General features: G+C 62.4%; 18 protein-coding genes, 1 tRNA gene and 2 pseudogenes. 12 read left to right on the top strand and 9 right to left on the bottom strand.

Annotated elements, in window-relative coordinates; genetic code table 11:
• From OWC43_RS24205 to OWC43_RS24225, 5 genes and pseudogenes are all read left to right on the top strand, one after another.
• Positions 1 to 1,060, top strand: a pseudogene (locus OWC43_RS24205) (hypothetical protein); the annotation flags it as partial.
• Between the two features lie 9 nt (positions 1,061 to 1,069).
• Positions 1,070 to 1,510 carry a hypothetical protein gene (locus OWC43_RS24210; protein ID WP_393958852.1) on the top strand — a complete coding sequence of 147 codons (441 nt, stop codon included), beginning with the start codon at positions 1,070 to 1,072 and terminating at the stop codon, positions 1,508 to 1,510.
• Positions 1,510 to 1,947: a hypothetical protein gene (locus OWC43_RS24215; RefSeq protein WP_393958853.1), complete on the top strand. Its 438-nt coding sequence runs from the start codon at positions 1,510 to 1,512 to the stop codon at positions 1,945 to 1,947. The genes OWC43_RS24210 and OWC43_RS24215 overlap by 1 nt, the downstream gene beginning before the upstream one ends.
• Entirely contained in the window at positions 1,947 to 2,381 is a 435-nt protein-coding gene (locus OWC43_RS24220; RefSeq protein ID WP_393958854.1) for a hypothetical protein, read from the top strand. The genes OWC43_RS24215 and OWC43_RS24220 overlap by 1 nt, the downstream gene beginning before the upstream one ends.
• Positions 2,378 to 3,106: a DUF4376 domain-containing protein gene (locus OWC43_RS24225; RefSeq protein ID WP_393958855.1), complete on the top strand. Its 729-nt coding sequence runs from the start codon at positions 2,378 to 2,380 to the stop codon at positions 3,104 to 3,106. Before OWC43_RS24220 ends, OWC43_RS24225 begins: the two co-directional genes overlap by 4 nt.
• A 91-nt stretch (positions 3,107 to 3,197) precedes the next feature.
• Here OWC43_RS24225 and OWC43_RS24230 read toward each other — a convergent pair whose 3' ends face one another.
• Positions 3,198 to 3,773 (bottom strand): hypothetical protein, encoded by a 576-nt coding sequence (locus tag OWC43_RS24230; protein ID WP_393958857.1) that lies wholly within the window; start codon positions 3,771 to 3,773, stop codon positions 3,198 to 3,200.
• A 331-nt stretch (positions 3,774 to 4,104) separates the two neighbouring features.
• Between OWC43_RS24230 and OWC43_RS24235 the strand changes: the two genes are divergently transcribed.
• The 4 genes from OWC43_RS24235 (at position 4,105) to OWC43_RS24250 (ending at position 6,134) form a co-directional block, all read left to right on the top strand.
• Positions 4,105 to 4,764 carry a lysozyme gene (locus OWC43_RS24235; protein ID WP_393958858.1) on the top strand — a complete coding sequence of 220 codons (660 nt, stop codon included), beginning with the start codon at positions 4,105 to 4,107 and terminating at the stop codon, positions 4,762 to 4,764.
• 82 nt (positions 4,765 to 4,846) lie between these two features.
• Positions 4,847 to 5,362: a hypothetical protein gene (locus tag OWC43_RS24240; RefSeq protein ID WP_393958859.1), complete on the top strand. Its 516-nt coding sequence runs from the start codon at positions 4,847 to 4,849 to the stop codon at positions 5,360 to 5,362.
• Positions 5,363 to 5,458: 96 nt separating this feature from the next.
• Positions 5,459 to 5,782 (top strand): hypothetical protein, encoded by a 324-nt coding sequence (locus tag OWC43_RS24245; RefSeq protein WP_137829772.1) that lies wholly within the window; start codon positions 5,459 to 5,461, stop codon positions 5,780 to 5,782.
• Positions 5,783 to 5,942: 160 nt separating this feature from the next.
• Complete coding sequence (locus OWC43_RS24250; protein ID WP_393958860.1) at positions 5,943 to 6,134, top strand: hypothetical protein; 192 nt, start codon at positions 5,943 to 5,945, stop codon at positions 6,132 to 6,134.
• Positions 6,135 to 6,163: 29 nt separating this feature from the next.
• On the opposite strand, the gene OWC43_RS24255 is transcribed toward OWC43_RS24250, so the two are convergent.
• The 5 genes from OWC43_RS24255 to OWC43_RS24275 form a co-directional block, all read right to left on the bottom strand.
• Positions 6,164 to 6,475 (bottom strand): hypothetical protein, encoded by a 312-nt coding sequence (locus OWC43_RS24255; protein ID WP_393958861.1) that lies wholly within the window; start codon positions 6,473 to 6,475, stop codon positions 6,164 to 6,166.
• A gap of 1,078 nt (positions 6,476 to 7,553) precedes the next feature.
• A complete protein-coding gene (locus OWC43_RS24260; RefSeq protein ID WP_393958862.1) occupies positions 7,554 to 7,916 on the bottom strand; it encodes a helix-turn-helix domain-containing protein in 363 nt (120 codons plus the stop codon).
• Positions 7,888 to 8,412: a hypothetical protein gene (locus OWC43_RS24265; RefSeq protein WP_393958863.1), complete on the bottom strand. Its 525-nt coding sequence runs from the start codon at positions 8,410 to 8,412 to the stop codon at positions 7,888 to 7,890. Before OWC43_RS24265 ends, OWC43_RS24260 begins: the two co-directional genes overlap by 29 nt.
• Positions 8,413 to 8,610: 198 nt before the next feature.
• A complete protein-coding gene (locus OWC43_RS24270) occupies positions 8,611 to 8,865 on the bottom strand; it encodes a hypothetical protein (protein ID WP_393958864.1) in 255 nt (84 codons plus the stop codon).
• An 11-nt stretch (positions 8,866 to 8,876) separates the two neighbouring features.
• Complete coding sequence (locus OWC43_RS24275; RefSeq protein WP_393958865.1) at positions 8,877 to 9,131, bottom strand: hypothetical protein; 255 nt, start codon at positions 9,129 to 9,131, stop codon at positions 8,877 to 8,879.
• Positions 9,132 to 9,270: 139 nt separating this feature from the next.
• Here OWC43_RS24275 and OWC43_RS24280 point away from each other — a divergent pair, with 139 nt between their 5' ends.
• The 3 genes and pseudogenes from OWC43_RS24280 to OWC43_RS24290 all read left to right on the top strand — a co-directional run.
• Positions 9,271 to 9,726: a LexA family protein gene (locus OWC43_RS24280; RefSeq protein ID WP_393958867.1), complete on the top strand. Its 456-nt coding sequence runs from the start codon at positions 9,271 to 9,273 to the stop codon at positions 9,724 to 9,726.
• The gene (locus OWC43_RS24285; RefSeq protein WP_393958868.1) at positions 9,723 to 10,460 is read left to right on the top strand and encodes a hypothetical protein; all 738 of its coding nucleotides are present in this window, start codon (positions 9,723 to 9,725) and stop codon (positions 10,458 to 10,460) included. Before OWC43_RS24280 ends, OWC43_RS24285 begins: the two co-directional genes overlap by 4 nt.
• A 135-nt stretch (positions 10,461 to 10,595) precedes the next feature.
• A pseudogene (locus OWC43_RS24290) lies at positions 10,596 to 10,976 on the top strand (DUF4113 domain-containing protein); the annotation flags it as partial.
• 7 nt (positions 10,977 to 10,983) lie between these two features.
• Here OWC43_RS24290 and OWC43_RS24295 read toward each other — a convergent pair.
• The 3 genes from OWC43_RS24295 to OWC43_RS24305 all read right to left on the bottom strand — a co-directional run bounded on the left by OWC43_RS24295 (position 10,984) and on the right by OWC43_RS24305 (position 12,093).
• Positions 10,984 to 11,379, bottom strand: a complete 396-nt coding sequence (locus tag OWC43_RS24295) for a hypothetical protein (RefSeq protein WP_393958869.1) — start codon at positions 11,377 to 11,379, stop codon at positions 10,984 to 10,986.
• Positions 11,380 to 11,615: 236 nt separating this feature from the next.
• Entirely contained in the window at positions 11,616 to 11,843 is a 228-nt protein-coding gene (locus tag OWC43_RS24300) for a hypothetical protein (RefSeq protein ID WP_393958870.1), read from the bottom strand.
• Between the two features lie 172 nt (positions 11,844 to 12,015).
• Positions 12,016 to 12,093: transfer RNA gene (locus OWC43_RS24305), tRNA-Pro, on the bottom strand.
• Positions 12,094 to 12,528 lie beyond the last annotated feature (435 nt).

Raw genomic sequence — 12,528 nt, forward strand, 5'->3', positions numbered from 1 at the left:
GTCGAGCGTCCACATCCCAGGAGGAATCGCTTGGCCTGGTAGCCGGGAGACGAACTTCTGGTGGGAGCACGGGGCCAGCTATCTGTCATGGACGCTCGGCGGGATCGAGAACGCGATCGGCCCGAACAAGGTGCCGATCGCGCAATACTGGGGCGGCAACCAGCTACGGGTTCAGCGCGGGGCCGGCATCGTCATGGATGGCGGCCGATTGACCGCCCTGTCGATCGACGCCGATCGCATCCAGGCCAACGCGATCCAGGCCCGGCACATCGCGGCAAACCAGATCACGGGCGACAAGATCGTCGGCGGCTCCATCGTCGCCGGCCACATCGCCGCCGGGCAGATCACCGGGACGCACGTCGCGGCCAACACGCTCAGCGCGGACCATCTCACCGCCGGGTCGATCACGGCCAAGCACATCCGCGTCAGCGATCCCTCGAACATGGTGTTCAACGGCGATTTCGGCGGCTCCGCCGCGGTCGGGAACACCGACGGCTGGTCGTGGGTCGAGGCGGGGTACATCAGCACATGGGACGATAGCGATCCGGGTGGCAAGCACCGCTGGGTCTCGCAGGCGCGTCATCAGGCCTGGTCGAACTTTATCGACGGCACGCCCGGCGACGTCATCTACGTGTCGGCGATGAACTTCAACAGCGCCAACTACTACGCCCATCTGATGATCGTCACCCAAGACGCGGGTGAAGGAAATTACACTTGGAACTCGGCAGCTTCGCGCCCTGGCAACCAGCATTGGTGGGCCCGTATGGAGGGCAGAGTCACGCTCCCGGCCTCGGCGCGGCGGTTCCGCGTCGTGCTGCTGAGCGACCGGCCCGGCGGCGGCGGTGACGGCTCATACTGTTACTGGGGCAAGGTCCAGGCGCGCCGGGCTGCGGGCGCGTCGTTGATCGTCGATGGTGCGATCACCGCCGAGAAGCTCAGCGTCGGCTCGCTCTCGGCGGTCTCGGCCAATATGGGCACGGTCACGGCGGGCCGGGCGCAATCGGCCGACGGCAAGTTCGTGATCGACTTCACCGACAAGTACTTCGCCATCTTCGAGTAGGAGCCCCCGATGCGAATGAGGGCGCTCGGCGGTCGCCACCCCGTCTCGGGGCAGATGGGGCTGTGGATCGCCCGGGACGGCTACGACTGCCGCACCGACGATCGGACCGACCGCAACAAGTTCCTGATCTCGACCGACTTTGCCGGCCGCAAGCCGATGCGGATCATCAAGGCGGGTATCGCCAATTCGAACACGCCGATCTTCCTCACGGCATCGCTGGCCCAGCTCGGCGGCGAGCCGATGCTGACCTACCGGGTGATGACCGACGGGGCCAACGAGCGCGCCAATGCCTATTACGGTGCCGAGAACGACGGACGCGGCGGTGGTTACGGTGGCACCGAGTTCCTCAACCGCTTCTTCGACGGCAACCCGGCCTACTTCCTGATCCAGGCGACCGGGGCGCCGGCGAGCACGGCATACCTGCTCCGCTACATGGTCGCGCTGTTCTGATGGCGCAGATCCTCGACATTCGCGCCGACGTGCTCAGGATCAGCCGGCCGGGCATCGACGTCCGCACGGCGGCCGAGAAGGATCTGCTGATCTCGCTCGGCGCCCGCAACGCGCAGATCGTCCAGCGCGGCTTCCTCCCGATGTCGGCCGGCGCCGAGACTCCCGGCAACCTCCCGGCCACGATGGGCCTGAGCACCTGGGTGTTCATCATCGGTTTCCCGGCCCAGGCGAGCGTGCCGGATCTCTGGGTCAGCCCGATCGGCACCGGCAACGTCGACGCCTCGCGCCAGAACAGCGCCTATCCGCCGACGATGCGGGTTACCTTTGCCAGCGACCACGCCCGGGTCGAGTTCCACGGCTCGAACGGTCGCTCGGGCGGCTCCGGCAGCTATGCCGGGATGAGCTACATCCTGTTCCGCAAGAGGCTTGCCTCCTGATGTACTTCGACATGCGCGGCGCAGACTTCTTCCGCGTCCAGTCGGGCGGTGGCGGGCGGATCGCCGACCCGCTCGACCCGAACGTGCTGTTCTCCGGCAGCTACGAGGATGGCCAGGGCCTGTTCTTCCAGCAGGAGGTCGCCGCGCCGGGCGTGGCGAACGGCAAGAGCTATACGATCGACTTCGGCCGGACCTTCACCCGGCCGCCGATGACGTTCGGCGGCCTCAAGCTGACCCAGCCGGTGATCCAGAACAACGCCACGCTGTTCAACGCCGGCGAGTACATCGCGCCCTGCGCTCTGCGTCGAACGATCTACGGGCGTGGCCCGGTGATCGACTACCGGCTCGAGTGGATCGTCGGCAACAACGCCCTCACGCTGAGTGTCGCCGGCTTCACCGGGACCTTCTCGGTGTTCGTCCTGGAGGTCGCATGAGCACCTTCGTCCGATTCGATCCAGTGTTCCGCAACCTGACCGGCACCGAAAGCGGCATCGATCCGGCCGCCCTGCGCGCGGTGCTGCGCGAGGCCGGCGTATCGTTCGTCGAGGTCGCGACGCTGCCCGGCCCGATGGATGCGCTCTACGTCGATGACACCGGCGCGCTGGCCGCGCGCGTCGTGCTGCCGGCTGAGAGCCGGCCGGCCGACATCGACTCGGCGGTGGCGATGCGTGTGCCGGCAATCCCGCTACCGCCGGGCGGGGTGACCGAGCCGGCTGCTGGTACCGTGCTGCCGTCGGGCGAAACCCATGTGCGGGTGCGCGCCCCGGGCACCCTCGATCACTGGTTCACCATCCGGATCTGGACGGCCGAGGATGAGCGGCGGGAATTGCTCGCCTACGCGGCCAACCGGCGCTGGGAGCTGGAGACGGCTGGCGCGCCCTTCCGCGGGCATCGCGTCGCCACTGACGACCGCTCCAAGATCCTGATGATGAGCGCCGTGATGGCCGCCGGGCTGACGCCAGGCTGGTCGACGCGCTGGCAGTTCCTCGACGGCGGCGCGCTCGAGCTGAGCGGGGCGGACGTGACCGAGATGAGCCTGAGCGTTCAGGCCTACGTCAACGGCCTGTTCGGCCGCTTCGCCGCGATCAAGGACGCGATCGAGGCCGGTGAGATCACCATGACTTGCCAGATCGATGGCCACTTCAACCCATTATATTAAACCAACAGTAGCGGCGGACAAAATACGATAGATTGAATACCTAAAAATCTACCAAGTTCGAAGCATCAACGCCCGAACGTTTTGAGCAATGTTATGCCCGATCGCTACCAGTGGTTGCCGCTACCGGCAAGGTAAATTCACCCCGTTGCGTCGCTGGCACTCTGTCAGCTTTCGTAGTTCTGCCAGATCGAATGAAGCTTGCAATGCTGATCAATAGACTGACAGTAGCGATTACAGCACTACCAATCGCCGCCCATGCCTGAATTTGCTTAATCTCTGTGTCTATTATCAATTGCTTATCGGTTCTCACAGTATTAATTAAATTTCTGACCACTGCGGCATCAATACCATGACAGTTAATTGTTGAGCAAATATTTGGCTCAATGCTCAACGTGAGCAGCTCATCGCTTGATTTTGATACAAGCATCTTAGATAGAGCTGCCGAGTCGATCCTAGGTGGTGGCGGAGGAGCTTGCTTATCTTTTTCAGCCTTCTCCAAGGCTTGGCGACGCTTTTGTTCCTCAATCTGGTCTATAGCATTTTTGAGTTGCAGCTGCTGTTCAGCCTGAATTCTGCCAATATCTCTAAAAGCCCTGTCAAAAAAGCCAGCGTTGGCTGAAAGAGGGTAAGCCAAAATGATCGCACCAAATGCGAGCAGAAGCTTCATTGTCCTCGTCCCAGATCAGGCGTTTCGATTCGCTTGAGACTATATCATAGCTACCTCGTTGCCTGCGCGGAAGTTACATTTCAACCTAAGCCCCAAATTTCGTGATCGCCCCTAAGATTGCTATATGAGCAGTCCCTACCCTCTATACACATGGCCAAGCTACCGGCTGTTGTAGGTAGAAACTAGTTTATTGATACGTTCAAGTCGACCGATACTGCGGTTACTTTATCTTAGAGCGATTCAGTTCTCGCAACTTGGGGCTTGGCAGGCTGTCGTGCCTTGGCTGCCCCGTCGCGCAGCCCCTCCGCCATTACCCCTTGGAGACACAACCATGGATCTCAGCCCGATCGGCGCGGCCGTCCTCATTGCGCGCGAGGGACGGCGGCTCGATGCCTACAGGGACAGCGTCGGCATCTGGACGATCGGCGTCGGCCACACCGCCGCCGCCGGACCGCCGACGCCACGTGCCCGTCTGCGCATCAGCGCGGCCGAGTGCGACGCGCTGTTCGCCCGCGACGTGCAGACCTTCGTCCGGACGGTGCAACGGGCCGTACCAGCGGACCTGCCGCAGCACGCTTTCGACGCGCTGGTCTCGCTCTGCTTCAACATCGGCCCGGCCGCCTTTCTGCGCTCGACCGTGCTGCGGCGCCTGCGCGCCGGTGATCGCGCAGGCGCGGCCGAGGCGATCCTGATGTGGGACCGGCCGGCCGTGCTGATCCCGCGCCGGCAGGCGGAAGCCGACCAGTTCCGTACGCCTTACCAACAGGCCCTGCCGCGGGCTCGGCGCAGCGATGCGCGCCCGATCGCCGTCGCCGCGCCGGTGGCGGCCGTACTCGACCCGGGCCGGGCCACCCCCGTGATCGAGCCGGTGGTGGTGTCAACCGCAATGACCTTCTGGAGCCGCCTTACCGGGCAGTTTGTCAACCTGCTGCGTGCCCGGACCGCGCCCGCGGCGATCACAGAGACAACGGGCACCGCCGGCGGCGCCTGACCCTGTCGCCCGGATCCTCCGGGCGTTCGACCCGCGCCGGCCGGGCTTGCCGCGCACCCATCCCCAAAACGAGGATCAGAATATGCACGCGCTCATGTTCGCGGTGCTGGCGCTCGCCTGCGTCGCACTCACCACCCTGTTCGCTCCTGCCCATGCCGCCGAAGCGATCGCTGGCGCCGCCGTGGTGCTGTCGGCCGAGGCGATGGTCGCCGCTGCTGCGCCGACCGTCGCCTCGTTCGCCGTGACCGTCCTGTCCGGCCTCGCCTCGCTGCTGCTCGCGCGGATCGGTCCGGTCTGGCTGTCGGGCCTGCTCGCGGGCCGCATCGAGATCGCCGTGCGCACCGCGGTCGACTACGGGCTCAACGCGGTCGAGGGCGCGGCCAAGGGACAGGTGCTGACCATCCCGGTCGGCTCGGCGGTGGTGGCCAAGGCGCTCCAGCGCGCACTCGATTCAACGCCGGGCTGGATCGTCCGTCTCGCCGGCGGCCCGGACGAGCTCGGGGCGCGCATCTTCCGGTCGCTCGACCTCGAGCCGGACAGCACCGCGGCTAAGGTGCTCGAGCCCGCACTCCGCCAGATCATCCCGGCGGCTCGCTAGATCCAGCCTATTCGCTTCCGCCTCCGTTGCCGGATCCGCCGCGATCGGCGCCACGGCGATCCCGCAGCGGCACGCTTACCGACCTGAGGCCCCATCATGTCGAACGCTCCCGACCTCGGCGACGAGCTGCCGCTGCCGCTGCGGATCCATGTCGACCTCGCGCGCATGGTCGAGCGCCAGAAGGCGATGCAGGACACCGCCGATGCGCGCCATGCCCAGCTCGTCTCGATGCTGGCGACCTACGTTCCGCGCGCCGAGGTTGAGGCCCAGCACGAGGCCGTCGAACGCCGCTTCGATGGGCTCGAGAAGCGGGTGACCGGGATCGAGACACGCACGTGGAAGGTGATCGCCTGGATGCTGGGCTCGATCGGCACCAGCCTCCTCGGGGTGTTCGGCTTCCACATCTCGCGCGGAAGCTGACGCTCGCGCCAGCCGCGCTTCCTGTCCTGCGCCGGCTGCCCCACTCCCTGTCGCCCAATCCATGAGGGCGCGTGTCTCTACTAGCGTCACCACAAAAACTATCATAGGTTGTTTTTGCCATCCGCTAAAGCCGGATTTGCAGTCCTTGCGAGGCATCCACTTGCCCGACGATCCACCGGCCGAGGCTACCTCCAACCCTGATGAGGTGCTGATCCGCATCTGGGAGCACTGTATCGCCGCTGCCGAACTTGTAGAGACCTGTGCCTCTCCCGCCCTTCATGCTGCGATGCAGAAGCTGCTGAACACGCTCGGGCGGGAGATGGGTCAGCGGATGCGAGGGCCGCCGAACTGAGTTGATGTTAGCGGCTAACGAATGCAGCCTCACGCTGCCTCGAACAACACGACGAGCCGCCCACCCGGAGCCGCGGCCGCCTCTTCAAGTTGATCGGTTTTGGTCCCGTGATCCGAAACGAGGATCCGACGCACTTCGCTCTCTACCCGGCCGATCCGCTGGGCCAGCGCAACTTTGCTCAGTCCCGAACACTTCCACGCCGCATAGACCGTAGCCTTGCTTGCTAGGCGCGCTGGCGGCGCCATCGGATGACACCGTGTAGAGTTGGCATAGCCCGGCGCGTCGAGGTCCATTTCGCACTTGATCCGGTCTCGCACCGTGGCGACGAGCGCCTGGCCCATCTCACGTAGTGCATCGCCTTCAGTGAAGCTGAACGCGGATCGCCTCAGACTACGGCCTTGTAGGCGTTCCGCTCATCCTGTTGCTGTCGATGATGGCCGTCATCCTGCACGTGGCCCCCACTGGATCGATCGATGGCTAGGTGCCCCGTTGAAGCCGGATCGCTCTCAGTATCGGGGTCGGCGTTGCCATGCCGCTTGTCGGCGCCGTGGTGGCGACCCGGCCGGACATCGGCCCCACGTTCGAGCTAGCTCGGCCCTACATCGGTGACTGGTGGCGAACTGGCTTCGCATCGCTGTCTGGCCCGCCACCAGCATGACGTTGCCCATCTCTAGACGACTACAAGGCGCCCCGGTCACCCGGCGGCGCTTTTTTCGTATTGCGAGCTCAATTCCCTCAGGCTCTCAGCGTCCATGAAGCGAGACCAGACTTCGCCCTGCTCGGTTCGCCGTAGCGGGGTTTTTATCTCAGGCTTCAAACCGTTCAGTAGCTTTGGTCTTAGAGCTCTTCATACGCGGAATCCACTGATTAAGATAACTCTAGCATCTGCACTACTAACTGCAAATCTTATCTCTGAGGTTCTGCTGGCTGTGCAATAGGTTGCGCAGAATTCGCGCTGGCATAAAGTTTGATTTCACTCTCGACTGGCCTGCGAATATGCAACCGGCCTAGACGGGTGACTAAATCTCCACATTGCATACGGACCTTGAGCGATCCTTCTGATCTGATCTCAAATGGGCTGAGTATTATCGGAGCTTGGACCGTAATAATTTTTTCTGAGTCGGGATCGGGTGGCGGTACCCAGGCTCTCTCGCTTTCAACTCTCGGGATATCAAACGAAAGCGACGGAGCTTCATTATCGTGTGGCATGTACACGCGCAAATTCAGCGGACCGTTCATTCTCCCTGCAATCTCATAATATGTAACACTTATAACAAGCTTAGGCAATAACACCGGAAATTCGGCATCAATTATAAGTTCGGACTGATAAATACCCATTAAACTCGTCTTTCCGCCGACCTCATTTCTAAGATCGTCACAGAATAAAGTCTGCCCCCAAGCTATCCGTTCCGCTGGCATTTATAGGTAGGCCTCTTTGACAAGAACTTTATTGCTGTTAGCTGGCGTGCTTATCGATGTCGAAGGGGTAATATCCCTGGACGCATTACCATTTGGTGTGGCCAACTCGGGGAGAGACAGCTGTGGCTTTCGGCCCATCGCAGCGGCTAGTTCAGCTACTCTCCCAAGGGTAATATCTTTATGGCCACGAAGTTCGCGGTGAATGACGGATCGATCAACGCCGATTGTGCGCGCGATGTCAGCTTGGGTCAGGCCGCGCTTCGCGCCCTCTTCCGAAAGAGCCTTCTGCAAAGATCGCCGAACGCTTTCGATAAAGCGACCAGCAGCTCGCTTGCTAGGGGAAAGCGTAATTCGAAACGACATCTTCAGGGTTCTCTCCAGCAACAAACTTTGGTTCGTCCAAATCTAACTGTTCACGCTGCCTAACAGCCTCACCAGCCCATCCTGCATATAAGTTGTATGTTTTGACCTTCGTAGCCGTATCGATGCATGCTACAATGAACACATCCTTTGCGCAGAACCATCCAAAGAGGCGTAGGTCAGGGGTTTTCAACTCCCAAATCCCCTCACCCAGATGGGTGAGAGGTTTGAATCTATGGTCAAAAGTAAGTGTTTCACCGGCGCAGAAGATTTCTAATAGCGCGTCAAGCTGCTGAGTTGGATCCTGCTCCACCATCCATACCGAGTCCCAGACGGGCAACTCGAACTGCAGCCTAGGGATGATGCCACTTACGGCATATACGAGCCGGTGCTCCAGCTCGTTCGGCTCCAGTTGCGGGTCGATTTTGACTAAGACACCTCCGGCGATCAGACATGGTATCGTTGCCATAAAAGTCAACACGCCTTGTGGTGCGGACAATCCGAATTAGCGGATTCGTGTTAGCAGCGTCACAACAGAACGGCTACCGAAGCCAGCGGGACACTCATCGCCTTTACCCCGCCACTGCGACCGTTCACTACGCACTTTGCCATTGCCGACCCCGACCCACCGCGGCCTCATACCCTCACCACACCGCCGCCAGCATTCACGGCGACCAGCAGCTGGGCATCGTGGCTGTCATTTGTCACCATCGTCGGCCGCAAAAAACCAAGCAGCAAGGAAAGCGGCACCGTCGTGCTGATCGCGGGTACGGCCCATTAGGTGACCCTCCGGATCTTCCACTCGCCACGTGCCTGTGTGCTCTTCATCCCGAATCAACCGCCCGGTCATGCCCTGGCCGACCATGACCTCTATGAAGCCTGATCGCTCCGACCCGCGCAGCCGGTAGGTTGGAATCTTTGGTGTTGCGGCGCGCCACGCCTCGGGATCCATGAGAGCTTCCATCACGCCGCCTGGAGGCTCTCGGCGAAATCGTCTGGCACGTCGCCGAACTGACCGAGGATGGTCGCGCTGTCCAATTCGCCGGTCTCATCATCAGCCACGATCTGAAGCGCGGCAGATCCAGGAATGCGAGTGGCCATCGCCTCGGCTCGTTTCAGCGCGCCGCTGCCCGACTGCGACACCTGCCGGTCGCCGGGGATGAGGCGCTTCCGCTTCAACACGAAGGTCTGCACGAGGAAGGTCGTCCGCATCGTCATGGCCGTTCTCCTACTCCAAGCCTAAGTCAGGTGTTATCCGCGTTTTCCACAGGGCGCCGCGAGCATCACAAGCGCGCGTTGACCCGGAACCGCCCAGCTGTTTGTTCTCTTTTCGTTCTAGCACGGGAGGAGGTTCGGCGTGAGCCTGTTTCGGATCGACGCATTGCCGGATGACGGGCTTTCCACCGTAAGCATACCCGTGATGGGTCAGGCGCTCTGCGCCGGCTTCCCGTCGCCGGCTGACGACTTCCAGGAGCAGGCGATCGAGCTGCCGCGCTGGCTGGTCCCGAACCCGCCCGCGACCTTCCTTTGGCGCATCGCCGGCTTCAGCATGCGCGACGCCGGCATCCATGACGGCGATCTCGCCTGCGTCGATCGCAGCCTCACGCCCGGCCACGGCAGCATCGTCGTCGCCGCCGTCGATGGCGAAATGTCGATCAAGCGGGTCGTCGTCGAGGGCAACCGCACGCGTCTCGCCTTCGACAACGCTGACCTGCCCATCTACGCCCTCCAGGAACTCTCCGAGGCGGCGATCTGGGGCGTGGTGCGCTTCACGATCCGCTGGCACGTGGCCAAGACCGGCCTGTCCCGGTGAGCGGGCCGGCGGAACGGCTGCGCGACCGGATCGGCGGCGGGCGCGCCATCGCCCTGATCGACGGCAACAGCTTCTGCTGCTCAGGCGAGCGCATCTTAGACCCTAAGCTCGCCCGTGTGCCGGTGATCGTACTGTCGAACAACGATGGCCTTTGTAATCGGGCTTCCAATGTCAAGGCCGCAGTGGCTTGGCCCGCACTCAGCGGTTCGAAGTGGGGTAATTGCCGAGGTGCTCGCGACGCCTTAAGATGCTCGACAACGCACAATTCTCTGATCACCGACGTTTGCTCGACGATGTATAAAAAAATCTTAGGCATTCTAGGAGCTGTCTATATCGCCCTATCTCTCATCGGCAACAATCACGTTGTTGCCCCCACGCGCAGCGATAGTATTAGCGTACAAGAGGATTTGCTCAAACTTCGCGCTTCTCTTCGCAGTAGGAAGCCAACATCTACTGATATGCTGGATTTATCACAATTGAATAATGGCAAATGGCGTTCAGCATGCTTGGTTGGTGGTTATCGGAATTATCTTGATGCCATAAAGGAAATCGAACCGGTAAGTTGGCCATGGTCATTTTTTGGCCCATTGAGTGAATTTCAAATGGCCGTCGTTTACACGGATGAGACCATGACAGTGCAGGCCATGAAATTTGATCAGGCATTGGGTGCAGATGGTCAGCATTTCAAGAAATGTATAACCAAACCGAAAGCTTCTATCGCGGTTGGGCCGTAACTAATTTGATCAGTGCTGGTCGTATAACAGCATTCCCTGACGACCTGCGTCATAGTCCGTGCGCTCGAACTAATCTCACACTTACTGGGCTCTTGGCATCTGTCCGTGGTCGGCACGATGACCACCACATGACCGCGTTCGGATTCGACGGTGGTGACGCTGCCGGAGGCCACCAACGACACGCTGGCGCTGATCCCGGCGGCCCTCCACGGCGTGGCCCGGACATGGCGCGAGCAGGGCGACCCGCCCTGGCGCTATTCCAAGGCCGGCATCGTCACGACCGACCTCGTGCCGCTGGTGGGCTCCCAGCGGGCGCTGATCGGCCGGCTCGACCGCGAGCGCTCGGCGAGCCTGATGGGCGCGCTCGATGCCTGCAACGCGCGCTGGGGCCGCGGCGCGGTGGTGCCGGCGCGAGCCGGGCTTGAGCGGCAGCGGCGCGGCTGGGCGACGAAGTTCGAGATGCGAACGCCGCGCTACACCACGCGGGTGGACGAGCTGCCGACAGCGCGCGCCTGAGGTGGACTCAGCGCCCGCCTTGCTTCGCCGCGAACTCCCAGATCGGCATCCCCTGCGGCACACCGAGCGTATCCCGGTATGCGCCGGTGTTGCCGAAGGTCACGCAGCGGGCGTCGATGGCCGACGCCTTGCGCCCGCTCAGCATCAGCGCTCCGCACCAGTCCGTTCGCAACGTGCCGTGCTGAGGGTGGACACCGAAGAGCTGCGACGCTGTCCAGCCAAGTGCTGCAGCCTCGCTGCCGAATCGATCCACGAAATCGAGCGCGGACGCCAGCAATGTGGCCCAGGCGGAGGCGCTGAGGCGCGGGCATGGAGAGCGGTCCGCCCGCAGGGTCAGAAGCCTGCGCTTCCACTCGGCTGCGTCGGGAGAGAGGTCGTCGAACGTCGTCTCGGCTTGCAGCATAGGACCCGGTCATCGCGAAGGGACCGAGGGCGTAGGAGCGAAACCTTACCTCACACTGAAGGAAACAGGCGCCACGCTGCGAATGCGAGCGCCCCACCGAGTATCGCCAGGGTCGGCAGCCAGTGCCACCAACGTACAGGTCCCGACCGATACCGGGGGCGTGGCGGGTGGGTACGATCGACTTCGGCGAGGTAGTGCTCGAAAGCGGGGCCGGGCGGCTCTTGCATCGATGCTTCTCAGCGAACGCCAGCCGGATCGCCGTCCGCGCTGCGCTGAGCCGCCGGTACGCTGTCCTTGTTACCCAAAACCGACTTGGCGAAGGCGTTCGCCGCCACGGCAGCAGCCAGATCGACCAAGTAGCTATTGGGGAGCGGGACCCGGTCCTTATCGCCGTTGGGCACCCCCTTCACGAGACGTCTCACGTCGTCTGTGATGGCTTTTGCCTCGAATAGCTCGGAGACCATGAGTGGGGAGTCGGCCATGACAGGGCTGAGAACGCCTCTCGAACGGACCGTGGGTGAAAACGTGGGGGACTGTGGGGGTTTGCCTCCGGCTGACCGCCGTTCGTTCCCCCTACAGTTCAACGGCCGTTCAAGAGAGGCCCGTACGTAAGTCTCTGCCGGCACAGAGAAATAATGGTCGGAGTGGCGGGATTCGAACCCACGACCCCTAGTCCCCCAGACTAGTGCGCTAACCGGGCTGCGCTACACTCCGACGCCCCAGAGGGCCTGCGGCTCATAGCTTTCTGGCAGAGCCCGCGCAACCCCTTTCCGCCATCTCCGCGCAACGAAGGACCATCCGGTTGGGGCTGGTTATCCGGCAGCAAGAGCCAGGATCGGAACTCGGCGGAACCACTCAGCTTAGCCGGGCAATCCCAAGATTGCGGCGCTATAGGGTAAATCCCTAGAGCCAGGGACGAGCCCGTTTCCTGCCCAACCGCTTACGGATCGAACCGCCGCAGAATTTGATCGCACCATTCAAGCGGAGGTTTGTGCTCGGTCGCAGCGAACCGGTCGATCCAACCTTTTCGCTGCTGCGGCTCTGCCTCAGGTGGCCACTGGGGCGGTAGAAACGAGGCTGGTCACCCAACGTGATCTGAGGGCCCAGACGCCCCCACACGAACAGAGTGTCCGTGGGCCTCCGAGCGCC

It is taken from the genome of Methylorubrum sp. POS3, from assembly GCF_043352485.1.
Taxonomy (GTDB): Bacteria; Pseudomonadota; Alphaproteobacteria; order Rhizobiales; family Beijerinckiaceae; genus Methylobacterium; species Methylobacterium suomiense.